We start from the raw sequence: 22,995 nt of genomic DNA, 5'->3' as shown, positions 1-22,995 counted from the left end.
CTTCTCGGCCTTATCGGCGATCGCCGGGCCCGCTGAAGGAGCGCCCGGCGATCGATATCGCCGGCTGGCATCCTGCTCCTTGGCAAATCACATTCTGGAAACGACAATCGGATAGAGGCGCCGCCTGGCGCGTGATCGCTCGACGCGGTCCGCCGGGGCGCCCGGAGATGAGACGATGAACGCAAGAACAGACGTACGATCCGCCACGGCCAAGGGCATGCCGGACGCGCCGCGCAAATATGCGCCCTACCCCACGGTCGGACTGTCCGACCGCACATGGCCCTCACGGAGGATCGAGAAAGCGCCGGTCTGGTGCTCGGTCGACCTGCGCGACGGTAACCAGGCGCTGGTCGACCCGATGGGCCACGACCGCAAGGCCCGCATGTTCCAGCTCCTGCTCGACATGGGTTTTCGGGAAATCGAGGTCGGTTTCCCGTCCGCCTCGCAGACCGACTTCGATTTCACCCGCTGGTGCATCGAGGAAGGCAACATTTCTGACAACGTCGATCTGCAGGTGCTGGTGCAGTGCCGCCCTGAATTGATCGCGCGCACCTTCGAATCGCTCGATGGAGCGAAGACGCCGATCGTGCATTTCTACAATTCCACCAGCGAATTGCAGCGCCGCGTCGTGTTCGACAAGGACGTCGCCGGCATCAAGCGCATCGCCACCGACGCCGCCAAGATGATCACCGACATGGCGGCCAAGGCCGGCGGCGGATACCGCTTCCAGTATTCGCCGGAAAGCTTCACTGGCACCGAGCTCGAAGTGGCGCTGGAGATCTGCAACGCGGTGGCCGAGATCGTCCGGCCGACGCCTGACAACAAGCTCATCGTCAACCTGCCGTCCACGGTGGAGATGGCAACGCCCAACACGTATGCCGACCGCATCGAATGGATGTGCCGCAACCTCGACAACCGCGAGAACCTGATCGTCTCGTTGCATCCGCACAACGATCGCGGCACCGCCGTGGCGACGACCGAACTCGGCCTGATGGCCGGCGCCGACCGGGTCGAAGGCACGCTGTTCGGCAATGGCGAGCGCACCGGCAATGTCGATATCGTCACGCTGGCGCTCAACATGTACACGCAGGGCGTCGACCCGTTGCTCGACTGTTCGGACATCTCGCGCATGAAGGATGTCTACGAATATTCGAACCAGCTGCGCATTCCCGAGCGCCATCCCTATGTCGGCGAACTCGTTTATACGGCGTTTTCCGGTTCCCATCAGGATGCCATCAACAAGGGCATGAAGGCGCTGAAGAAGGCCAACACCGAACTCTGGGAAGTGCCGTACCTGCCCATCGACCCGCAGGATGTCGGACGCAGCTACGAGGCGATCATCCGCATCAACTCGCAATCCGGCAAGGGCGGCATCGCCTATGTACTGCAGGCGGACTACGGGCTGAACCTGCCGCGCAACCTGCAAGTCGAGTTCAGCCAGGAAATCCAGTCGATCACCGACGCCGAAGGCAAGGAAGTGCCGGTCAAGCGCATCCATGACCGTTTCGTCGAGGTCTATGTCGACCAGCCGGGCGGGCGCTTCAAGTTCCTCGACCATCACACCTATCCCGACACCGGGGTGAAGGGCCGCCGCATTGTCGAGGCGATCATCCTCGACAACGGCAAGGAGATCACCATCAGCGGCAGCGGGACCGGCCCGATCGACGGCTTCGTCGATGCGCTCTCCCGTCATCTCGGTATCGACATGTCGGTGCTCGACTATTCCGAGCATTCCCTCCAGCGCGGCTCCAATGCCTCGGCGATCTCCTATGTCGAGATGGAGTACCCCGGCGGCAAACTGTTCGGCGCGGGCATCAACACCAACATTGTCGCCGCTTCGCTCGAGGCGGTCGTGTCCGCCGCCAACCGCATAGCCGCAAAGGCTGGCAGCTGAACGCAATGCTTGCCCGGCTTGATCAATCCGATCAGCCGGGCACCCAAGCTTTGCATTCGCAGTGACCCGATGATTGCCTTCCAAGAAAGACCGAAGCACAGTGGCGGTCGCAAATGACTGACACTCCTTCGACAACCAATTCCGGGCTTTTTGCCGCCGAGCAGGACGGCAGTGGCCGAACTGGCGACAGGCAGACCGACAAACCACCAGTCGTTCTGCTGCACGGATTCGGCGGCTGCCATGCCATATGGCGCGATATCATCCGCAGTTTGGCCAGCTCTGCGCGAATGCTGGCTTACGATCTGCCCGGTCACGGCCAATCATTGACGGGGTCCGGCGCAGGCTCCGCCCGACGCACCGCCGCCGCCATTCTAGCCGACCTCGCGTCCCGCGATATTCAGCGCGCTCATCTGGTCGGTCATTCCATGGGCGGCGCCATCGCCACCCTCATGGCCGTGGCCGAACCTGAACGCGTTGCGTCGCTGACCCTGCTGGCCCCCGGCGGCGTGGGCGAGGAAATCAACGGCGCCCTGTTGCGCCGTTACGCCGCTGCGGTCGATGACGACGAAATCCGGCAGTGCCTCGCTGCGATGTCGGGACCGCAGGCGCAAATCGCGGATGCCGCGCTCCACCCCTACCGAGAGATGCGGCGGCAACCCGGCCAGACCGCCATCCTGCTGGACATCGTCGGCATGATCGCCCGCGACGGGCGGCAGGGCGTCATCCCCGGCGAAATGCTGGCGGCGCTTCTCATGCCGGTCACGGTCGCCTGGGGCGACGCAGACCCTGTGCTGCCTTTCAAGCAAACCGAAAACCTGCCGCGGCACTTTAAGATCAGGCGACTTCCCGGTATCGGACACATGCTTGTCTCGGAAGCCCCCGAGACCGTGACGGAGCTTATCCTCGCCGGCATTCGACCCGCACGCCCCTTGCGATGACAAGGCCGGATGCATTCTGCTTCCGTTTATGTTAACCGGGTATTTACCATAATTGGGGCGCCTCCGATGAAGGAAGCCAACGATACGACAGCTCTGCCTGACACGTCGCGGAAGCTGACCGACGCCATAAGGGACGTGAAGAACGCGCTGGCCGACCGCGACGATGTCGTCGTCGACATGCGCGAGGCGCATCGCATGCGGCTGGACCTGCTGGCGGCTGAGCTGGCGCCGGTCTTCGCCGACGTGCCCGCGGACATCGACAGTTTCGATTTCGCCGTATCGTCCGGGTTGCAGCCCCGCCTGTGGATCGATGCCGTCAGCCACGTCGCCATGGGCCGCGACCGGCGTACCTATCGCTTCCTGAAGGACACTCGCATCGGCCGCGTCGTGCTGGCGGAATCGACGGACATGAAGCCGGTGATCGATCAGGTCACCAAATACGTCGCCGAGCGCATCGTCGAACGCCAGCGGATGATGGAAGGCGGTGTCGAGCCCGCCATTGTCGATTTGAAACGCCCGGCCGTCCAGGAAGCCGAGCCGCCGTTAAAGGCTGTCTCGCGGCCGGACCGCTGGTCTGCCTTCTTCTCGGTGCTCGGACTGATTACCGCCGGCGCGCTCGCAGGGCTAGCGGTCTCGGCGGTCCTCTTCTGGGACCGCATTTCGGCGATCAGGATCAGTTTCTAACCAGCGCCGACGCTGTATCCGACCGCAATTCGACCGTTTCGATGTCCGACGGCGGCATGGCCGCGCCTGTCAGGCCGCGGCGCGTCAGCCGCACCTGCCAACGCTCAGGCTCGCCTTCGATCTCGATGAGATTGTACTGCGACGGAGGATGCTTTCCGCCCGGCGCCTGGCCCGCTGCCGCGACGCCCACGACCGGTATCTTCGCCTTGCCGCTGCCGATCGAATAGAGCGACGGCAGGTGCGAATGGCCGTGCAACACCAGTTCAGCGCCGTGCGTACCAACTGTCTTGTGGAACCGCCCGATGCCGAACAGGCGCTTGTGCTGCGGCACCGCGCCCCGCACCGGCGGATGGTGGATCATGACGACGCGGAACAGGCCGCGCCTGCCGGTTTCCTCCAGAATCCTGGCCATGCGCGTCGCCTGCCCGTCCTCGAAGAAGCCGTTGGCCATGAATGGCGCGGTCGCGCGCGCGGTGGAAACGCCGATCAGCGCCACATTGCCGCGCACCCGCAGATAGGGAAAGGAATGGCGGCCGACCGTCGCGTTGGCGCCGTCGCCCGCCATCCAGGCTGCCCACGACCGGCAGATCTTGTCGAAGGCGCCCGGCACATAGGCGTCGTGATTGCCCGGCACCACCGATACGTCGTGCGGCGGCCCCAGCGTTTCCAGCCAAAGGCGCGCCATCTCGATTTCACCGTCGAGCGCCAGATTGACCAGATCGCCGGTCACCGCCAGATGGTCAGGCGCGTTGGCCTGAATGTCCGCGACAAGCGTATCGATCACCACATCATGCATGTGCCGGCGGCGGTTGCGCTGCCAGTTCACGTAGCCGACGACGCGCTTGGAGGCGAGATCGCGATAGGATACATCGGGCAGAGGCCCCAGATGGATGTCGGAGATATGCGCAAGCCTGAACATGTTTTCTTCTTACGGGAGGATTGCGCGGCTTTCCACTCACGCTTTGGCGCGCCATGAGCATTGCCGACCCGGACAGGCAGTTTCGCCAGACCGGCTGGGCCGGTTTGCGGGCGAAGCTCTTCCATCTTTTCTTTGTGGTCAAACGGCCGATGACGCTGGGCGTGCGCGGTCTCGTCCATGATCGCGAGGCCAATGCCGTCTTCCTCATCCGCCATACCTATGTGCCCGGCTGGCAGCTTCCCGGCGGCGGCGTCGAGACCGGCGAAACCCTCGGCGAGGCGCTGGAGCGTGAGCTTGCCGAGGAAGGCAACATCGTCTTCACCGCGCCGCCCTTGTTGAAATCCGTACATTTCAACCGCGGCACCAGCCGGCGCGACCATGTCGGCTTCTATCTGATCGAGGCCTTCCGCCAGAGCGGCCCGAAGCTGGCGGACCATGAGATCGCCGAGGCGGGATTTTTCCCGCTCGATGCCTTGCCTGATGGACTCACCCCCGGGACACGCCGGCGCCTTGCCGAAGTCTTCGACGGCGCGGTTCCCTCGCCTTACTGGTAACTACGCAGCCTTCGCCAGACGCGCGCGATCGTGGGGGGCGGCGTACTCGATCTCCGGCCCAACGGGGATGATCCCGGTCGGGTTGATGGTCGCGTGGCTCCCGTAATAATGCGCCTTGATATGGTGCAGATTGACCGTGCCGGCCACGCCCGGCACCTGGTAGAGTTCGCGCAGATAATTCGACAGGTTCGGATAGTCGGCGATACGGCGCAGATTGCACTTGAAGTGGCCGACATAGACCGGGTCGAAACGCACCAGCGTGGTGAACAAGCGCCAGTCCGCCTCCGTTATGACGTCGCCGGCAAGGTAGCGTTGCCGCGACAGGCGTGCCTCCAGAGTGTCCAGCGCCGCGAACAACTCGCCGAACGCTTCCTCGTAGGCCGCTTGTGTCGTCGCGAAGCCGGCGCGGTAGACGCCGTTGTTGACCGCCGGATAGACCAGCGCGTTCACCGCATCGATTTCCTCGCGCAGCGCGGCCGGATAGAAATCGACGCGGGCGTCGCCCCATGCGTCGAAGGCCGAATTCAGCATTCGGATGATTTCGGCAGACTCGTTCGAGACGATGGTCTGTTCCTGCTTGTCCCACAGCACCGGCACCGTCACCCGGCCCGAAAAGTTGGAGTCGGCCTTGGTATAGATCTGGTGCAGGAACCGCAGGCCATAGATCGTGTCGCCGGTGGCGCCATCCTCAGCGAGGAACGTCCAGCCATCCTTGCCCATGAAATGATGGACGACGGAAACGGAAATGACATCTTCCAGCCGCTTCAGCGCCCGGAAGATCAGCGTGCGATGCGCCCACGGGCAGGCAAGCGAGACGTAGAGATGGTAGCGGCCGGGTTCGGCCTTGAAGCCGCGCTGGCGGCCCTCAGCTGGTTGGCCATCGACGGTTACCCAGTCGCGCCACTGTGATTCCGCCCGCACGAACTTGCCGCCGCTTTCCTTGGTGTCGTACCAGCAGTCCTGCCATTTTCCGTCGACAAGCAAACCCATCGTACAGTCCCCGTTTCTACTGGCTCTATGTAGGCGGAAATCTTCGCGTGCAAAGCTTTTGCGATGAACGCATCGTCAACAGATCGAAATGCGCGGAAGAACGATTGCCGGGGTCCGAATTTGATGCTAGCGGAACGCGCATGATGGATTTCCTGGCAAATGTCCGGTTCGACCGACGACGAAAGGCCGCCCGCGCTTGAAGCGCTGACTGGCGAACGCTGCCGTTTGCAGCACCTTTCTTCTTATCCGGAACGCTAAGACCATGAGCCTTGCCGACGTTGAATACCTGCCGGAAAGCCCGGCCCACGATCCCGAAATCGACATCATCAACGAAGAAGCCTTCGGGCCGGGACGCTTCGCGCGTGCCGCCTACAAGATCAGGGAAGGCGGTCCGCATGAGCGGAACCTTTCCTTCGTCGCGGTCGATGGCGGCGCCGTCATCGCTTCCGTACGCATGACGCGCATCACCGCCGGCAAGGGCCGCGCCTTGCTGCTCGGACCGTTGGCGGTGCGCCCTGCCTTCAAGAACCTCGGCATCGGACGTCATCTTGTCGCCATGTGCCTGGAAGCCGCCGCCAAGGCCGGCTGGCCCGCCGTGGTTCTGGTAGGCGACGAGCCCTACTATGGCCCGCTCGGGTTCCAGCGGATACCGGCCGGCCAGGTTTCCATGCCGCGCCCGGTGGATTTCAACCGTCTGCTGGCGCATGAGATCATGCCGGGCGGGGTCGCAAAACTAGCGGGCGAGATCGCTCATGCGGGCGGGGCGGAAGCTATCGCATCCGGCGGCATAAAGGCGGCTTGACGCTCGCGGAAGTTGCGGCCTATTGCGGGCCGGAGCGCAAATACGCTCTCTATATTTGTCGGGCGACATTTGTGCTGTGGGGCATCTTTATCCTGCGACAGGTCGCTTCAATTGCAGCAGGAGGAGGGAACGCATGAATCCGAACGGTCAGATTGCAATCGTCACCGGCGGTGGCTCGGGTCTCGGCGAGGCGACGGCACGCGCGCTTGCCGCCAGGGGCGTCAAGGTCGCCATCCTCGATCTCGGCATCGATCGCGCTGCCAAGGTGGCCGAGGAGATCGGCGGCGCGGCGGTCAAATGCGATGTGAGCAGCGCCGAAAGCGGCGCCGCGGCCGTCGCAGAAGCTGCTTCGAAGCTCGGCCCGGCCCGCATATTGGTGAATTGCGCCGGTATCGCCATCGGATCGAAGACCGTGGGCAAGGAAGGCCCCCACCCGCTGGACCAGTTCCGCAAGGTTGTCGAGATCAACTTGATCGGCACCTTCAACATGATCCGGCTTTTCGCCGACGCCGCTTCGAAACTCGAAGCCCTCGATGGCGGTGAGCGTGGCGTCATCGTCAACACCGCCTCCGTAGCCGCGTTCGACGGCCAGATCGGCCAGGCGGCCTATTCCGCATCCAAGGGCGGCGTCGTCGGCATGACGCTTCCCGTCGCGCGCGACCTCTCCCGCTCCGGCATCCGCGTCTGCACCATCGCGCCCGGCATCTTCAAGACACCGATGATGGCCGGCATGCCGCAGGAGGTGCAGGATTCGCTCGGCGCGGCGGTGCCCTTCCCGCCCCGGCTGGGCGAACCTTCGGAATATGCGGCGCTGGCGCTCCATATCATCGAAAACCAGATGCTCAACGGCGAAACCATCCGCCTCGATGGAGCCATCCGCATGGCGCCAAAGTGATTGCCGGCTGGGCCTTGCAACGATGACCGAACCGGCAGACGGCAAGAAAGACGTCATCCGCCAAACGGACGCCGTGGCGATCCGGCTGGCCAGGACGCTCGTTCGCAGCGCCCGTTTCGGCGCGCTGGCGGTGCTGGAGCCGGAAACCGGCGCGCCATTCGTCAGCCGCGTCGGCGTCGCCACCGATATGGATGGCGCGCCGCTTATCCTGGTGTCCGGGCTGTCGGCTCACACCAGGGCGCTCATGGCGGATGCCCGCTGCTCGCTTCTGCTTGGCGAGCCAGGCAAAGGCGACCCGCTGGCCCACCCGCGCCTCAGCCTGATCTGCGCCGCCAACCGGCTGGACCAAGACACGCCGGACCATCAGCGGGCCGAACGACGCTATCTGAACCGCAATCCCAAGGCGAAGCTCTACGTCGGGCTCGGCGACTTCAGCTTTTTCCGGTTGGAGCCGCGGCGCGCCAGCCTGAACGGCGGTTTCGGCAAGGCCTACCTGCTCGATCGCGCCGACCTTCTGATAGAAGGTGATATCAACGCGCAGCTCGCGGCCGCGGAACAGCCCGCGCTCGAGCATATGAACGCCGATCATCTCGAAGCGATCGCCATCTATGCCAGCCACTACGCCAAGGCGGAAGGCAATGGCTGGGTGCTCACCGGCTTCGACGCCGAAGGCATGGACCTCGCCAGCGGCGACCGAATCGGTCGGGTGTTTTTCCCGCAACCGCTCTCGGCAGCGCAGGACCTCAGGACGGTTCTGGTCGCCATGGCGAAGGCCGGACGCGCGGCATAAGTGCCAATAAACCAACCGTCTGCAACTGGAAGTAAGTCTGTCCTTGATATTTGGAAAAGATGTTCTAAGATTTTTTACGCACCCGTAGGTACGATGCAGATATAAAAATGCACCCAATGACCCCTATAGCGTCCGAACCGGGAGGGGTAGCCCTTGCTTCGACAAGGCTTATTGCGGGTGTTGGCTTGGCAGCTGAATTTCTGGCGGTGATGGGCAATGAAAAGCGGCTCGTCATCATGACCTATCTGGTCGATCACGAGCTGTCCGTCGGTACGATTGCAAAGATGGTATCGCTCAGCCAGTCGGCGTTATCGCAGCATCTGGCCAAGCTGCGGGCCGTTGGCCTTGTCCAGACTAGGCGCGAACGCCAGACGATTTACTATTCCTGTAGTTGCGCGGCCGTTTCCGACCTTTTGAATGTGCTGAGGTCTATCTATGGCGAGCGCCCTCGGGGGAAGGCCGATGGAAACGCAGCGTCGCCGACCGAGCATCGTGTCCGGCTGGAATGCGAAAAAAACAAATAAATAGAGCCCCTTGACGCCCCTGTGGCGGGTGCCTTTAAGCAAGTGCATGAACCTCATCCGCATCGAAGATCCCGCAGATCCGCGGGTGGCGTCTTTCCTCGACATCCGCGAACGAGATCTGGTCGGGCGCCGCGACAGGTTCGTTGCCGAGGGCAAGGTTGTGCTCGGCGCCCTGCTGAAATCGGCGCGCTTCAGGGCAGAATCAGTGCTCGTGCTGGAGAACCGGCTTGCCGGTCTCGAAGAAACCTTGCGCGACGCAGCGTCCGACCTCCCGGTCCATGTCGTGACCAGCGCGGTCATGGACCGGATCGCCGGCTTCCATATGCACCGCGGCATTCTCGCCATCGGCCACAAGGGCGAAATGCCGGATACGGCAGCCCTGCTCGACACTCTGCCGGAATCGGCTCTTGTGGTCGTACCGATCGGCATCGCCAATCACGACAATATGGGAGCGATCTTCCGCAATGCAGCCGCGTTCGCGGCCGACGCCGTGTTTCTGGATGGAACCTGCTGCGATCCGCTTTATCGCAAGGCAATCCGGGTTTCGGTCGGCGCGGCGCTACGCCTGCCATTCAGTGTGTTCGACGACGCCGCCGATTTCATCGCCCGCCTGGACGCCAGAGGCTTCTCCCAGTTCGCGCTGTCGCCCACCGGCGCCCTCAACATCCGTGACGTCCGGCGCGATGGCAACACGGCGCTCTATCTGGGGACTGAGGGAGAAGGCTTGCCGGCAGAGCTGATGAGCCGGATGCAGACCCTGCGCATCGACATGTCTGCCGGCTTCGACAGCCTCAATGTCGCCGCCGCCTCGGCCATAGCGCTTCATCGCTTCGCCGATTTTAAGCGCTAGTACGGCGTCATCCGGCGGCGCCGTCGCGCAGCGCCCTGATCCGATCGGCTAGGCTCGGGGACCCATCGACGCCACTCTTGGTCGGACCGCCAACCATCTTGGCTGCCGGCGATTCCGGGCCTTCGAGTCGGATGGTCAGGTTCACGATCTCGGCAGCGAGTTCGCTCATCTGCTCGCGCAATTCCGCGTCACCCGCCAGCGTCTCGCGCTGCCCCTCTCCCGCCAATTCGCTTCTGAGCCGCTTGTTCTCGCGCGCCAGCACCGTCAGGCGTTGCTCCAGCCGCCGACGGTCCGCCTCAACTTTGGCCTGCGCCGGATCGGCGTCGTTCGCTGGCGTAACAACGGCTGCGAAATCGTCAGCAGTCGATACAGGCTCTCCGCCGTCGTTCGTCATGATATTTGCACCCGGGGTCCGTTCACGCAGCCGCTGCAAATCTTTCTCGCGGCGCTCGAGCTTGTCGTCCCGATCGGCCAGAGTCGCCAGCAGCCGCTCCAGTTTCTTGTCCAGTTCGCCGCTTTTCGTCTTCTCGGCCTTCAGCTCATCCTGTGCCCTGCGGGTTTCCTCCAGCGCCAGCTGGTAGCGTCGGTCAGCATCCTTGCGCTGGCTGCGCAATTGGGAAACGTCGCCGGAAATCTTGTCGATCTGGGATTCGCGCGCCACCAGTTCGATCTGCCGGTTGCTCGATGAGAAACTAGCCTCGTCGTAGAGCTTTTCCAGTTCCCCTAACGCGGTTTCACGCTGCTTGAGCGCCTGCTCGGCCTTGGCCAGCTTCTCGGAGCCGAGTTGTATCTGCTCCTCGCGGTGGCCCAGTTCCGCTTCCAGTGCCGCGATCCGGGCCTCGAGCTGGGAAGCGGCCTCTTCCCTGGCTGTCAGCGACGCCTTCGATGCCTTGAGGTCTTCATGGCCGCGGGCGATCTCGACCGTCTGGGTGGCGGCCTTCTCCTGCAGCGCCTTGTTGGTGACCTCCAGCCGGCGGACAGCCATGGCGTGGTCGGCTCTTGCACGATCCTTGTCGGCCTGGATTTCGGCAAGCGTCATGGGCAGCGAGGCCTCGACCCGTCGCTGAGTCAGCCGCACCGCCCGCCGCCAGATGGCGGGCCCCAAGAGCACGGCCAGAAAGCCCGCGCACAGGAAACCGAGGATGAAGAACAGAGCCGACTGAACCAAGAATACCTACCCAAGCAGGCCGACATGCGCCTGATCGGCATCAGCCTATACGGCGCATGACGGAAATCCAACGCGTCGGCAAGGGGGACGCACGGCGTCGGGTTGTGAACCGGATCAGAACGGATTCCAGGTCGCCTGCTGCGTCAGTTTCAGATAGCCGAGATTGACGCCAAGCCGCGCACCGACACCCGTGCGTATCGGAACAAGCAGCATATTGCCGTTCTTGAGCACGTTGAACCCGGCCCCGGCCACGACATAGGCCGAACCGGCGACACCGCCGAACCGGGTGTAGAGACCGCTGACGTCATCGAGATTGTAGACGAGCATCATCACGCGCGAGCCCTGGCCACCAAAATCCCAGCCAAGCGACGGCCCCTGCCAGAACACCTTATGATCGCCCGCATTCTTGGTGTAAAGCGTGCCCTCGCCATAGGTCAGGCCGCCGACCAAGGCTCCGGAGCCCTCTTCGCCCAGCAGATAGCCATTCGGCAGACCGTAGGATGCGAAGACTTTCTCCACCACTGTCGCAAGACCTCCGGAGGTCGAGCCGAAAAACCGGTGTCCGGAATCGACGATCTCCTGCGCCGTATATTCCTCAGCCTGCGAAGCAGAGGCTGAAAATGCGATTGTGCCGGCGAGAGCCGCCATCATGGCGATGACACGGAACAAAGTCCGGTCGAAAAATCGGGAAAACATGCTTCCAATCTCCGTCACGGAGCACTTTCGCCGACGCCTCGCACCTCACGGCTCTTGGCGGCCGCATCCGATGCTTCGGGCAAACTATGCCCTAATCCTTTTCCTACTCTTAAGCTCGCGCGCCAAGATGGCGGATCGATGACCGATCCAGCCATCAAAAGCATATTATTTGAGCTCCCAACCCTGCTGATTTGCAATGAAAACAATCGCGGGTTTGTTGCCGCAGCTTTATGCGCTGTGTATCCAGAATCCGGCAATAAACTGTCTGATTCGCACGGTTGCGATATGTCGTTGATTTTATCGAGGCTTTTACAGGAATCCGTCGATGGCTGATCTCTTCACCCTTTCCGCCACGGATCTTGCGGCGCTTTTGTGCAGCCGCGTTTGCCACGACATCATTTCGCCGGTCGGCGCCATCAACAACGGCCTCGAGCTGCTCGATGAGGGCGGCGCCGACGAGGACGCCATGAACCTCATCCGCCAGAGCGCACGCAACGCGTCCGCCCGGCTGCAATTTGCGCGCATCGCCTTTGGCGCTGCCGGCTCGGCCGGAATGCTGATCGACACCGGCGATGCCGAACAGGTGGCGATCGCCTTTTTCAAGAACGAAAAGCCCGAGCTGACCTGGAACGGCACGCGCGCCCTGCTGCCCAAGAACAAGGTGAAGCTGCTGCTGAACCTCATACTGGTCGCGGGCGCCGCAATTCCGCGCGGCGGAAAGCTGCTGATCACGCTCATCGACCTGGAAACGCAGCCGCGCTTCACATTTTCAGCGAGCGGCCCGATGCTGCGGGTGCCACCCAAATTCCTCGAACTTCATTCCGGCAACAAGCCGGAGGAGCCAATCGACGCCCATTCGGTTCAGCCCTACTACACGCTGTTGCTGGCCCGGGAAGCCGGGATGACCATTTCCATCCACGCCACCGCCGAAGAGATCGTGCTGACAGCTGCCTGAAACGTCGAAACGGGCTGTCTATTGGGAAATACTTTCCCTCATTCTCTTTTCTCTGATGCCCGCTATGGTTGCATAGTTCATTTTAGAGATGAACTCGCCGAAAAACTGTATTTCCGAAAATTTTACCTAACGGCTTTTCGGCTTTTTTACCGGTTCGGCATAAGGTCTGCTCAATTATGACATCGTGAGTTGGGCCGGTGGCGGTCAGGGGAAGCGGTAATGAAGCGCTGCATGTTCGTTGACCATTCGAACGTCATCTGTACGGTGGCCAAGCGCATTCTCGGCGGCTCCGATATGCTGGTCATAGATGCCGCAAGCGGCGCCGACGCGCTTGCCATGTGCGCCGCCGAAATGCCGGACATCATCGTGGTCGACATCGCGCTTCCCGACATGCAGCCGGTGGACTTCATCCGCGAAGTGCTGGCCATTCCCAGCGTCGTGAAGCCATGTGTCCTGATTTCCGTCATCGAAGTCGATATCGGCGCCATCATGCGGGCCAAGCGAGCCGGCGCGCAGGGTTATCTCCTCAAGCCGTTCAATCGTCCGCAACTGCTGGAGCGGTTTCGCAGCCTCGACGTCGCCGCCTGACGCTCGCCCGAATTGCTCGTCCGAATAGAAAAAACCCGGCGCAAGGCCGGGTTTTTGTTTCCTGGATGAAGCAGGATCAGGCGCTTTCGCGGATCTCTTCCGGCTCGCGCAGCACATAGCCGCGGCCCCAGACGGTTTCGATATAATTCTGCCCGCCGGAAGCCGCATCGAGCTTCTTGCGCAACTTGCAGATGAAAACGTCGATGATTTTCAATTCCGGCTCGTCCATGCCGCCATAAAGGTGGTTCAGGAACATTTCCTTGGTCAGCGTGGTGCCCTTGCGCAGCGAAAGCAGCTCCAGCATCTGATATTCCTTGCCGGTCAGGTGCACGCGCTGGCCGCCGACCTCCACTGTCTTGGCGTCGAGATTGACGATCAGGTCGCCGGTGGCGATGACCGACTGCGCATGGCCCTTCGAGCGGCGGACGATGGCATGAATACGGGCGACGAGCTCGTCCTTGTGGAACGGCTTGGTCATATAATCGTCGGCGCCGAAGCCCAGGCCGCGCACCTTGTCCTCGATGCCGGCCATGCCGGACAGGATCAGGATCGGCGTCTTCACCTTGGACAGGCGCAATGTCCTCAGCACCTCGTAGCCGGACATGTCCGGCAGGTTCAGGTCGAGGAGAATGATGTCGTAATCGTAAAGCTTGCCCAGATCGACACCCTCTTCACCGAGGTCGGTCGTATAGACGTTGAAGCTTTCCGATTTCAGCATCAATTCGATGCTTTGTGCGGTTGCACTGTCGTCTTCTATCAGCAGAACGCGCATCTCATTCCCCTTTTCTGCTGCCGGTCCGCCTCAAAAGCCATCCGGGACCGGAGCAGTGAATTGCCTGAACCAAAGCTGCCACTTAATGGTTAACAAAACCTAATTCCGCCAACGAAGCGATACCAGATTTTTTAACCCCTTTCTACACAGACTTGAATCCAATGATGAATCATCAGCCTCCATTCCTAATGCATCACATTAGGAATTTGAACTAACCGACTCATGGGACTCGCCGACCGCCGCTTCGACCGAAGCCGAAATTTTTACCGGGCCTTAAGTCCTCGCCTGTATGATTAACAATGCCCGTAAACGAATGGTTACCGGGCGCGAAAAACTTTAGGATTTTGTTTCCCATAAACGGGACAAAGCCCGGGGAATACGGGCAGGAATGCGCCGCAAGGACCGTTGGGACGATATGTGCGAGTGTGTGTTTGCAGGAGTACCGAATCATGAAGTCACGTGAAAACCTGGTTCGGCTGAAGCAGTTTCAGGTGAACGAGAAGCGTCGGCAACTGCTGCAGCTCGACATGATGATCGCCGAATTCGAACGGATGGCGGGCGAACTGGAACATCAGATCGTCGCCGAAGAGAAGAAGGCCGGCATCACTGATTTGAATCATTTCGCCTATCCGACCTTTGCCAAAGCAGCCCGCCTGCGCCGCGACAACATCAGGAATTCCCAAACCGATCTCGCCCAGCAGCGAAGCGCAGCCGAATCATTACTCGCCGAAGCTGAAGCGGAGCTTTCCAAGGCGGAAATGCTGGAATCGCGCGATACCAAGGTGCGCGAGCCTGAAACCGTCAACCGCAGCGCCATGATCGGCTGATCGGGAACCCTCCCGCCACTCCGTCGCCATGTTGCGATCGGTAGGCTTCATCATCCTGGCTTGACCAGAAGATCTGCCCGGCCCCCGAAGAATGAACGACAGACGTTCCGGCATCTGGCGGCATCGCGCAGCAACATCACACGCAACATCTTTTGATCGGTAGGGCGATAGGCGGCGAATGGCTTCCAACCGCCGACAGGCGAACCTTATCCCCCGCCCCATCAAGAAAAGGGCGCCAAAGGCGCCCTTCAAATGCTTTGCGATAGGAATGCCGGCTTGAATTGAATGCCGGAAACCGATCAGTGCCGGTATTGCTGGATGCGCGTGGTGCGCAGGCCGGCCAGGCCATATTCGTCGATCGAGGCCTGCCAGGACAGAAACTCCTCGGTGGTGAGTTTGTAGCGCTGGCACGCCTCCTCAAGACTGAGAAGTCCGCCACGCACGGCAGCAACCACTTCCGCCTTGCGCCGGATGACCCAGCGTCGGGTGTTCGTTGGCGGCAGGTCGGCAATCGTAAGCGGGCTGCCGTCAGGCCCGATAACATACTTGACTCGCGGTCTAACCAGATCGGTCATTGTACTCTCTACTAAAAACTCACAGACCTAATCCCCGCCACAGTACCGCCACAGCTTTAAAAATTGCCTAAGCAGTCCCTAATGGGTAGGTAAGGTTCGTGAATGTCGCGTTAGGTTTTTCGTCGGCATTTGAAACAGGCGCGCCGACGGGCCGGACGACGGCAGGAATGGCCGCTCATGCTGGTGCGGCCGCAAACCTTGACCTATATTGTCCAAAATTGGCATCAAGTCCTGACTTGATGCCGTCACGATTTCGGAATGAGCAAATGAACAGCCTGGACCTTCCCGGACGTCCGGAAGACACCCGCATCGTCGTCGCCATGTCGGGCGGCGTCGATTCCTCCGTCGTCGCCGGCATTCTGAAGCGCGAAGGCTACGACGTCGTCGGCGTGACCTTGCAGCTTTACGATCATGGCGCGGCCACCCATCGCGCCGGTTCCTGCTGTGCCGGCCAGGATATTGACGATGCCCGCCGGGTTTCCGAAACGCTCGGCATTCCCCACTATGTGCTCGATTACGAGGAGCGCTTCCGCAAGGCGGTGATCGATCCGTTCGCCGAAAGCTATGTCGCTGGCGAAACACCTATTCCCTGCGTCTCCTGCAACCAGACGGTCAAGTTCGCCGACCTGCTCGCCACGGCGCAGGAACTGGGCGCCGATGCGCTCGCCACCGGGCACTACATCCGCTCGCGGGCCAACGGCGCCCACCGCGCGCTCTACCGGCCGGTCGATGCCGACCGCGACCAGAGCTATTTCCTCTTCGCCACGACGCAGGCGCAGATCGACTATCTGCGCTTTCCGCTCGGCGGCCTCTCCAAGCCGGAGGTCCGGGCGATTGCCGAGGAGATGGGGCTTGTCGTCGCCGCCAAGCAGGACAGTCAGGACATCTGCTTCGTTCCGCAGGGCAAATATTCCGACATCATCGCCAAGCTGAAGCCGGCCGCCGCCAATCCGGGCGACATCGTCCATATCGACGGCCGCGTGCTCGGACGTCACGAGGGCATCCTGCATTACACGATCGGCCAGCGCCGCGGCATCGGCATCGCATCGGGCGAGCCGCTCTACGTCGTGCATCTGGACGCCGAGCGCTCGCGCGTCGTCGTCGGCCCGCGCGAAGCGCTGGAAACCCACAAAATCTATCTGCGCGACATGAACTGGCTGGGCGACGGCGCTCTGAGCGATCTCGTGCCGGCCGGCATGGAGCTTTTCGCCAAGGTGCGCTCGACGCGTCCGCCGCGCCCCGCCGTCCTGCATCATCGTAACGGTTCGACCTGGGTCGAACTGGCCGACGGCGAATCCGGCATCGCGCCCGGCCAGGCCTGCGTACTCTATTCCGGCAGCGACAATGAAGCTCGCGTCTTCGGCGGCGGCTTCATCGAGCGGTCGGAGCGCGGCGCCGAAGCCGAAGCCATGCTTTCGCGGCTTGCCGGTCGTGCGCCGCAGGTTCCTGCGGAATAATTCTATAGGATGAGCGCTATTCGCCTTGCCGGAAACGGTCGTGGGTGACGGTGCCGGCGGTCAGGATGCGCAGCACCCGGATCGCCTCCTCGCCATCGGTCCGCGGTTCGGCGCGGGTTTCGATGCACTGGATGAAATGCTCCAGTTCGCGCGTCAGCGGCATGCCGTTGCTGACCGGCACATAGGCCGGCTCGTTGGCGGTGAACGCCCAGTGGCCGCTGTCCTGCCACACCGCGTGACGGTAGACGGCGAGCTTGCGTTCCCATGGCTCGACATCGTCGAACACGGCCATGGCCTTTTCGCCGACCACCGTCAAACGCCGCTCCCGATAGGGATTGAGCCGTGACGCGAACAGATGGCCGCGCAGACCGTTGGGAAAGCGCATATGCAGATGCGCGAAATCGCTGAGATGGTCGAGCAGCGCCGCGCCTTCGCCGCGCACCTCGACCGGCTCGGTGCCGGTAATGGCCAGGATCATCGAGAGATCGTGCGGCGCCAGGTCCCACAGCGCGTCGTTTTCGGTGTGGAACTTGCCGAGGCCCAGCCGGTGCGAATGGATGTAGCGGACGGTGCCGAGTTCGCCCTCGTCGACCAGCGACTTCAGCTTTTCGAACGCCGGATGGAAGCGCAGCACGTGCCCGACCATGAAGACGCGGCCATTGTCCTTCGCCGCCTGTACTGCCCGCTCAGCGTCCGGAACCGTCAGGGCGATAGGCTTTTCGACCAGCACGTCCTTGCCGTTGGTCACTGCCCGCACCGCCATGTCGGCGTGGAATTGCGGCGGCAGCGCCATGACGATGGCATCGATATCGTCGCGCGCGAAAAGCTGTTCCGGCTCGATGGCCAGGCAGTCCTGCTCGCTGGCAAAGCCTTCGGCGCGGGCGAAATTGACATCGGAAACCGCATGAAGGGCGCCGAGCCCCTTGAGGGTGCGGATGTGGTTGGAGCCCCAGTAACCGCACCCCAGAACTGCAATACGCGGTTTCATCTATTGTAAACTCGAGAATTTTTGTGGCTGAGACATAGCGGCGCGCCTGCTCGAACTCAACCCCGATGACGGAATGGATGTTCAAGGCGAAGATTGTCGAAGAACCTGCGTCGATCGGGTTTGCCGACCGTAAGGCGGCAGCGGAACGAAAGAGACATGGCCTCTCCCGACGCGCTTGACAGGCCCGGCCCGTCAACCTTATATCCGCGCGACCTTGGCGAAGCCGTCGATCCACCACCTATGTGGGCGGCAGGTTTTCGTCTCCCTGGCGGGATAGCTCAGTTGGTTAGAGCACGGGAATCATAATCCTGGGGTCGGTGGTTCGAGTCCACTTCCCGCTACCATCTCTCTCCGCTGATCCCCGCGTGATCAGGCCGCGAAGATTGCGACGGCGACCGCCAGCCGCCGCCGAACCTGTTCAGCAAGAGTGTCGTGGAAGCGAGGAAGCGGCGCCCTCCAGCTTGGCCGCTTTGCACCACATTCTTTACGGTTTCTTGATCTCCCCGCACGGCTTTCGCAATCGAGATTTGACGCCGTCCGAACCTATCTTCCGAAGCTCAATCCGCTTCGGAGACCAATCCATGTCTGACCTCATCTATCTCGCCATCGGCATCGGCACGCTCGGCCTGCTTGCGCTCTACGCGCGGGCGCTGAGCCGCATCTGAGGGGCTCGGCCATGATCGAACCCCTCATCGGCCTCGCCGTGGCGCTCGCGCTTGGCGTCTATCTCGTCATCACGCTGATCAGGCCCGAGCGGTTCTGATCCACGCTGGAGCAATTCCCATGACACTTGTCGGCTGGCTGCAGATCGGCCTCCTGTTTTTGATCGTTGCGGCTCTGGTCAAACCGCTCGGCCTGTATATGGCGTCGGTTTTTTCCGAACGCCGCACCCTCCTGTCTCCCGTGCTCGAACCCGTCGAGCGCGGCTTTTACCGTGCCGCCGGCGTCGACGCCAAAAGCGAACAGAGCTGGCTGGCCTACGCCCTGTCCATGCTGGCCTTTTCGATAGCGGGTTTCATCGCGCTCTACGCGATCCTGCGCCTGCAATCCTATCTCCCGCTGAACCCGCAGGGCTTCGCCGGCATGACGCCGGACCTCGCCTTCAACACGGCGGTCAGCTTCGTCACCAACACCAACTGGCAGTCCTACGGCGGCGAAACCACGCTCAGCCATTTCAGCCAGATGGCCGGGCTGACGGTGCAGAATTTCGTGTCGGCGGCAGCCGGCATCGCCATGGCGCTCGCCGTGACCCGCGCCTTTGCCCGTTCCGGCGCGAGGACTGTCGGCAATTTCTGGGTCGATCTGACCCGCGCCACGCTCTATGTGCTGCTACCCCTGGCGATCGTCGTCGCTGTCGCCTTCGTGGCGATGGGCCTGCCGCAGACGCTGGACGCATCGGTTACCGCGACAACCATGGAAGGTGCGCAGCAGACCATCGCGCTGGGTCCCGTCGCCAGCCAGGAAGCCATCAAGCAGCTCGGCACCAATGGCGGCGGCTTCTTCAACGTCAATGCCGCGCACCCGTTCGAGAATGCCACCGCGCTGTCGAATTATCTCAACATCGTAGCCATGCTGGGCGTGTCCGCCGCGCTCGTCTACGCTTTCGGCCAGATGGTCGGCGACCGCCGCCAGGGCTGGGCGTTTCTCGCCGTAACCGCAATTTTGCTGCTCGCCGGCACAGCCACCATCTACTGGGCCGAGAGTTACGGAAACCCCATCATCCATGCGCTTGGCGTCGATCCGGCGCTCGGCAATATGGAAGGCAAGGAGGTCCGTTTCGGCCAGGCCATGACTGCGGCCTACGCCGCTGTGACCACCGGCCTGTCCGACGGCGGCGTCAACGGCATGCATGGCTCGTTCACCGGGCTTGGCGGACTGGTTCCGATGTTCCTCATCCAGCTGGGAGAGGTCCTGCCCGGCGGCGTCGGCTCGGGCCTCTACGGCATGGTCGTCTTCGCCATCCTGACCGTCTTCGTTGCCGGCCTGATGGTTGGCCGGACGCCGGAACTGCTCGGCAAGAAGATCGAAAGCCGCGAGATGAAATTCGCCATGCTGGCTGTGCTCATCCTGCCGCTTGCCATCTTGGGCTTCACCGCGATCGCGGCCATGCTGCCTGTGGCCGTCGCAAGCATCGGAACCGGCGGACCGCACGGGCTTTCGGAAATTCTCTATGCCTACACGTCCGCGGCCGGCAACAACGGCTCGGCCTTTGGCGGCCTCTCGGCCAACACCGCCTGGTACAATTCCACGCTGGGTATCGCCATGTTGCTGGGACGCTTCGCGTACGTCGTGCCGGTGCTGGCGATTGCAGGCTCACTGGCGGCCAAGACACGCGTCCCCGCTTCCGCCGGCACCTTCCCCACCCACACGCCGCTGTTTGTCGGCCTGCTCATCGGCATCATCCTGATCCTGGGCGGCCTGCAGTTCTTCCCGGCCCTGGCCCTTGGTCCAATCGTCGAGCATTTCGCGATGCTGGCCGGCCAGACGTTCTGAGGTCTCATCATGTCCAAGTCACCCGCAATGGCCCACAGCCTTTTCGACCCGGCGATCCTGTTGCCGGCGGTCCGTCAGGCCTTCCTCAAGCTCGACCCGCGTCAGCTCATGCGCAACCCGGTGATCTTCGTCACCGAAGCCGTGGCGGCGTTGGTGACGCTGTTCTTCCTGCGCGACCTGCTGATCCGCGACAGCGAAGCCTTCTTCTCCGGCCAGATCGCGGTCTGGCTCTGGTTCACAGTCCTGTTCGCCACTTTCGCGGAAGCCGTGGCGGAGGGACGCGGCAAGGCCCAGGCCGAAAGCCTGCGCCGCGCCAAGTCGCAACTGATGGCGCGCAAGCTTCTCAAGCCGGACGGCATCGAAGCCGTCGAGGTCGATGCGACCGCCTTGAAGATCGGCGATATGGTCATCGTCGAGGCCGGAGAACTGATCCCCGGCGACGGTGAAGTCGTCGAGGGCGTGGCCTCGGTCAACGAAAGCGCCATCACCGGCGAGTCCGCGCCGGTGATCCGCGAATCCGGCGGCGACCGCTCGGCCGTCACCGGCGGCACGCAGGTGCTGTCCGACTGGCTGAAGATCCGCATCACCGTGGCGCCGGGCTCGAGCTTCGTCGACCGCATGATCGCCCTCATTGAGGGCGCCGAGCGGCAGAAGACGCCGAACGAGATCGCGCTGTCCATTCTCCTGTCGGGACTGACGCTTATCTTCCTGATCGCCGTTGTCACGCTGTGGGGACTGGCCGGCTATTCCGGCACGGTGCTGACCGTCGTGGTGCTGGCGGCCCTTCTGGTCACGCTGATCCCCACCACCATCGGCGGTCTTCTCTCGGCCATCGGCATCGCCGGCATGGACCGGCTGGTGCGCTTCAACGTCATCGCAACATCCGGCCGCGCCGTGGAAGCGGCGGGCGACGTCGACACGCTGCTGCTCGACAAGACCGGCACCATCACCTTCGGCAACCGCATGGCCAGCGACTTCCTGCCGGTGGACGGCGTCTCGCCGTCCGATCTTGCCGAGACGGCTCTGCTCGCCAGCATGGGTGACGATACGCCGGAGGGGCGCTCCATCGTGGCGCTGGCGACCGGGGATTTCGGCTGCAAGGCACCAGAGCAGAGCAGCATCCAGACGGTCGTGCCTTTCGCTGCGGAGACAAGGCTGTCGGGCGTTGACCTGAATGGCCGGCGCATCCGCAAGGGCGCGGTGGACGCGGCGCTGAAATTCGCTGGCATCGCCGGCGGCGACGCACCGGACGAATTCCGGCGCGCGGTCGATCAGGTGGCCCGCACCGGCGGCACGCCGCTGGCTGTCGTGGACGGCAGCCGCCTGCTCGGCGTCATCCACCTGAAGGATATCGTCAAGCCGGACATCAAGGAACGCTTCGCCGCGCTGCGCGCCATGGGCATCCGCACCGTCATGGTCACCGGCGACAACCCGGTGACCGCCGCGGCGATCGCCTCGGAAGCCGGCGTGGACGATTTCCTCGCCGAGGCCAAGCCGGAGCAGAAGCTCGCTTATATCCGCAAGGAGCAGGAAGGCGGCCGCCTTATCGCCATGTGCGGCGACGGCACCAACGATGCGCCGGCGCTTGCCCAGGCCGATGTTGGCGTCGCCATGCAATCCGGCACGCAGGCCGCGCGCGAGGCCGCCAACATGGTCGACCTCGACTCCAGCCCGACCAAGCTGATCGAGATCGTCGAGATCGGCAAGCAGCTCCTGATGACGCGCGGCTCGCTGACGACCTTCTCCATCGCCAACGACGTGGCGAAATATTTCGCCATCATCCCGGCGCTGTTCGTCACCACCTATCCGGCGCTCGCTGCGCTCAACATCATGGGCCTCGCCTCGCCGCAATCGGCGATCCTGTCGGCGGTCATCTTCAACGCGCTGATCATCATCGCGCTGATTCCACTCGCCCTGAAGGGCGTGACCTACCGCCCGGTCGGCGCCGCCGCCCTCTTGCGTCGCAACCTCCTGGTCTACGGCCTTGGCGGGCTCGTCCTGCCCTTCGCCGGCATCAAGCTCATCGACATCGCCGTCTCGGCGCTTCATCTGGTATGATCATGCTCACTTACATTCGTCCCGCACTCGTCCTGACGGTCCTGTTCATCCTGTTGACCGGGCTCGCCTATCCGCTGGCCGTTACCGGCATCGGGCAACTCGCCTTTCCGGCGCAGGCCAATGGCAGCCTCATCCGCAACGGCGACACCGTCATCGGCTCCGCGCTCATCGGCCAGAACTTCGCGTCCGACCGCTACTTCTGGCCGCGTCCTTCCGTCACCGCCGACGCGCCCTACAACGCCGCCGCTTCAACCGGCTCCAATCTCGGTCCGACTTCGGCGGCGCTTGCAAAACGGGTTCAGGCCGATGTCGAGCGCCTGAAGGCCAGCGGCGTCGCATCGCCGGTCGCCGCGGATGCCGCGACGGCCTCCGGCTCCGGTCTCGATCCGCACATCTCGCCACAATTCGCCAGGGCGCAGGCGGCGCGCGTCGCCAAGGCCCGCGGTTTGTCCGATGCGGAAGTATCCGCGTTGGTGGACAGCTTCACCGAAGGCAGGTTGGCGGCTATTGTCGGCGAACCGCGTGTCAACGTGTTGCGGCTCAATCTGGCGCTTGACCAACTGAAATCCTGATCGCGC

Annotated in this window: 26 protein-coding genes and 1 tRNA gene; 20 read left to right on the top strand and 7 right to left on the bottom strand. The window is 62.7% G+C overall.

Features of this window, described 5'->3' with window-relative positions:
- Positions 1-175 precede the first annotated feature (175 nt).
- From leuA to J2X35_RS17235, 3 genes are all read left to right on the top strand, one after another.
- Positions 176-1,894, top strand: a complete 1,719-nt coding sequence (gene leuA, locus J2X35_RS17245; protein ID WP_310188418.1) for a 2-isopropylmalate synthase — start codon at positions 176-178, stop codon at positions 1,892-1,894.
- A 113-nt stretch (positions 1,895-2,007) separates the two neighbouring features.
- Positions 2,008-2,832, top strand: a complete 825-nt coding sequence (locus J2X35_RS17240) for an alpha/beta fold hydrolase (RefSeq protein ID WP_310188416.1) — start codon at positions 2,008-2,010, stop codon at positions 2,830-2,832.
- Between the two features lie 66 nt (positions 2,833-2,898).
- Complete coding sequence (locus J2X35_RS17235; protein WP_310188414.1) at positions 2,899-3,516, top strand: hypothetical protein; 618 nt, start codon at positions 2,899-2,901, stop codon at positions 3,514-3,516.
- On the opposite strand, the gene J2X35_RS17230 is transcribed toward J2X35_RS17235, so the two are convergent.
- The gene (locus J2X35_RS17230; protein ID WP_056111148.1) at positions 3,506-4,435 is read right to left on the bottom strand and encodes a metallophosphoesterase; all 930 of its coding nucleotides are present in this window, start codon (positions 4,433-4,435) and stop codon (positions 3,506-3,508) included. The two genes, J2X35_RS17235 and J2X35_RS17230, sit on opposite strands and share 11 nt — an antisense overlap.
- Before the next feature lie 53 nt (positions 4,436-4,488).
- On the opposite strand from J2X35_RS17230, the gene J2X35_RS17225 reads away from it, so the two are divergent.
- A complete protein-coding gene (locus J2X35_RS17225; protein ID WP_310188412.1) occupies positions 4,489-4,989 on the top strand; it encodes an NUDIX domain-containing protein in 501 nt (166 codons plus the stop codon).
- Here J2X35_RS17225 and J2X35_RS17220 read toward each other — a convergent pair whose 3' ends face one another.
- Complete coding sequence (locus J2X35_RS17220; protein ID WP_310188410.1) at positions 4,990-5,979, bottom strand: glutathione S-transferase family protein; 990 nt, start codon at positions 5,977-5,979, stop codon at positions 4,990-4,992. It lies immediately after the preceding gene.
- Between the two features lie 262 nt (positions 5,980-6,241).
- Here J2X35_RS17220 and J2X35_RS17215 point away from each other — a divergent pair, with 262 nt between their 5' ends.
- The 5 genes from J2X35_RS17215 to J2X35_RS17195 all read left to right on the top strand — a co-directional run bounded on the left by J2X35_RS17215 (position 6,242) and on the right by J2X35_RS17195 (position 9,840).
- A complete protein-coding gene (locus J2X35_RS17215; protein ID WP_310188407.1) occupies positions 6,242-6,781 on the top strand; it encodes an N-acetyltransferase in 540 nt (179 codons plus the stop codon).
- 133 nt (positions 6,782-6,914) lie between these two features.
- On the top strand, positions 6,915-7,676 hold the full coding sequence (locus J2X35_RS17210; RefSeq protein WP_310188404.1) for a 3-hydroxyacyl-CoA dehydrogenase: 762 nt from the start codon (positions 6,915-6,917) through the stop codon (positions 7,674-7,676).
- A gap of 22 nt (positions 7,677-7,698) precedes the next feature.
- The gene (locus J2X35_RS17205; RefSeq protein WP_310188401.1) at positions 7,699-8,466 is read left to right on the top strand and encodes a HugZ family protein; all 768 of its coding nucleotides are present in this window, start codon (positions 7,699-7,701) and stop codon (positions 8,464-8,466) included.
- 107 nt (positions 8,467-8,573) lie between these two features.
- Positions 8,574-8,990 (top strand): metalloregulator ArsR/SmtB family transcription factor, encoded by a 417-nt coding sequence (locus tag J2X35_RS17200; RefSeq protein ID WP_310188399.1) that lies wholly within the window; start codon positions 8,574-8,576, stop codon positions 8,988-8,990.
- Positions 8,991-9,036: 46 nt separating this feature from the next.
- Positions 9,037-9,840, top strand: a complete 804-nt coding sequence (locus tag J2X35_RS17195; protein ID WP_310188397.1) for an RNA methyltransferase — start codon at positions 9,037-9,039, stop codon at positions 9,838-9,840.
- Positions 9,841-9,847: 7 nt separating this feature from the next.
- Here J2X35_RS17195 and J2X35_RS17190 read toward each other — a convergent pair whose 3' ends face one another.
- Positions 9,848-11,008, bottom strand: a complete 1,161-nt coding sequence (locus J2X35_RS17190; protein WP_310188394.1) for a hypothetical protein — start codon at positions 11,006-11,008, stop codon at positions 9,848-9,850.
- A 114-nt stretch (positions 11,009-11,122) separates the two neighbouring features.
- Complete coding sequence (locus J2X35_RS17185; RefSeq protein WP_056111163.1) at positions 11,123-11,704, bottom strand: DUF1134 domain-containing protein; 582 nt, start codon at positions 11,702-11,704, stop codon at positions 11,123-11,125.
- Between the two features lie 138 nt (positions 11,705-11,842).
- On the opposite strand from J2X35_RS17185, the gene J2X35_RS17180 reads away from it, so the two are divergent.
- The 3 genes from J2X35_RS17180 to J2X35_RS17170 all read left to right on the top strand — a co-directional run bounded on the left by J2X35_RS17180 (position 11,843) and on the right by J2X35_RS17170 (position 13,247).
- Positions 11,843-12,037, top strand: coding sequence for a hypothetical protein (locus J2X35_RS17180; protein ID WP_156459826.1), 195 nt, complete (start codon positions 11,843-11,845; stop codon positions 12,035-12,037).
- Complete coding sequence (chpT, locus tag J2X35_RS17175; RefSeq protein WP_056111165.1) at positions 12,030-12,659, top strand: histidine phosphotransferase ChpT; 630 nt, start codon at positions 12,030-12,032, stop codon at positions 12,657-12,659. The genes J2X35_RS17180 and chpT overlap by 8 nt, the downstream gene beginning before the upstream one ends.
- A 219-nt stretch (positions 12,660-12,878) precedes the next feature.
- Positions 12,879-13,247, top strand: coding sequence for a response regulator (locus tag J2X35_RS17170; RefSeq protein ID WP_056111168.1), 369 nt, complete (start codon positions 12,879-12,881; stop codon positions 13,245-13,247).
- A 76-nt stretch (positions 13,248-13,323) separates the two neighbouring features.
- Here J2X35_RS17170 and ctrA read toward each other — a convergent pair whose 3' ends face one another.
- Positions 13,324-14,019, bottom strand: coding sequence for a response regulator transcription factor CtrA (gene ctrA / locus J2X35_RS17165; protein WP_056111170.1), 696 nt, complete (start codon positions 14,017-14,019; stop codon positions 13,324-13,326).
- A gap of 449 nt (positions 14,020-14,468) precedes the next feature.
- Here ctrA and J2X35_RS17160 point away from each other — a divergent pair, with 449 nt between their 5' ends.
- Positions 14,469-14,846, top strand: a complete 378-nt coding sequence (locus J2X35_RS17160) for a flagellar export protein FliJ (protein WP_310188724.1) — start codon at positions 14,469-14,471, stop codon at positions 14,844-14,846.
- Between the two features lie 299 nt (positions 14,847-15,145).
- Here the strand turns inward: J2X35_RS17160 and J2X35_RS17155 are convergent, their stop codons facing one another.
- The gene (locus tag J2X35_RS17155; protein ID WP_006203587.1) at positions 15,146-15,421 is read right to left on the bottom strand and encodes a DUF1153 domain-containing protein; all 276 of its coding nucleotides are present in this window, start codon (positions 15,419-15,421) and stop codon (positions 15,146-15,148) included.
- Positions 15,422-15,687: 266 nt separating this feature from the next.
- Between J2X35_RS17155 and mnmA the strand changes: the two genes are divergently transcribed.
- Positions 15,688-16,878 carry a tRNA 2-thiouridine(34) synthase MnmA gene (gene mnmA, locus J2X35_RS17150; RefSeq protein WP_310188035.1) on the top strand — a complete coding sequence of 397 codons (1,191 nt, stop codon included), beginning with the start codon at positions 15,688-15,690 and terminating at the stop codon, positions 16,876-16,878.
- A gap of 16 nt (positions 16,879-16,894) precedes the next feature.
- On the opposite strand, the gene J2X35_RS17145 is transcribed toward mnmA, so the two are convergent.
- Complete coding sequence (locus J2X35_RS17145) at positions 16,895-17,866, bottom strand: Gfo/Idh/MocA family protein (RefSeq protein ID WP_056111178.1); 972 nt, start codon at positions 17,864-17,866, stop codon at positions 16,895-16,897.
- 267 nt (positions 17,867-18,133) lie between these two features.
- On the opposite strand from J2X35_RS17145, the gene J2X35_RS17140 reads away from it, so the two are divergent.
- The 6 genes from J2X35_RS17140 (at position 18,134) to kdpC (ending at position 22,989) form a co-directional block, all read left to right on the top strand.
- Positions 18,134-18,210: transfer RNA gene (locus J2X35_RS17140), tRNA-Met, on the top strand.
- Between the two features lie 117 nt (positions 18,211-18,327).
- Complete coding sequence (locus J2X35_RS17135; protein WP_310188030.1) at positions 18,328-18,531, top strand: hypothetical protein; 204 nt, start codon at positions 18,328-18,330, stop codon at positions 18,529-18,531.
- A gap of 11 nt (positions 18,532-18,542) precedes the next feature.
- Positions 18,543-18,629: a K(+)-transporting ATPase subunit F gene (kdpF, locus tag J2X35_RS19875; RefSeq protein ID WP_056111180.1), complete on the top strand. Its 87-nt coding sequence runs from the start codon at positions 18,543-18,545 to the stop codon at positions 18,627-18,629.
- 20 nt (positions 18,630-18,649) lie between these two features.
- A complete protein-coding gene (gene kdpA, locus J2X35_RS17130) occupies positions 18,650-20,359 on the top strand; it encodes a potassium-transporting ATPase subunit KdpA (RefSeq protein ID WP_310188028.1) in 1,710 nt (569 codons plus the stop codon).
- 9 nt (positions 20,360-20,368) lie between these two features.
- Positions 20,369-22,417, top strand: a complete 2,049-nt coding sequence (gene kdpB / locus J2X35_RS17125) for a potassium-transporting ATPase subunit KdpB (RefSeq protein ID WP_310188026.1) — start codon at positions 20,369-20,371, stop codon at positions 22,415-22,417.
- Complete coding sequence (kdpC, locus tag J2X35_RS17120) at positions 22,414-22,989, top strand: potassium-transporting ATPase subunit KdpC (protein WP_310188024.1); 576 nt, start codon at positions 22,414-22,416, stop codon at positions 22,987-22,989. The genes kdpB and kdpC overlap by 4 nt, the downstream gene beginning before the upstream one ends.
- Positions 22,990-22,995: the final 6 nt, after the last annotated feature.

Origin of the sequence: Mesorhizobium sp. BE184, from assembly GCF_031457045.1 — a bacterium.
Taxonomy (GTDB): domain Bacteria; phylum Pseudomonadota; class Alphaproteobacteria; order Rhizobiales; family Rhizobiaceae; genus Mesorhizobium.
This window is presented reverse-complemented; position numbering and strand designations above follow the sequence as displayed.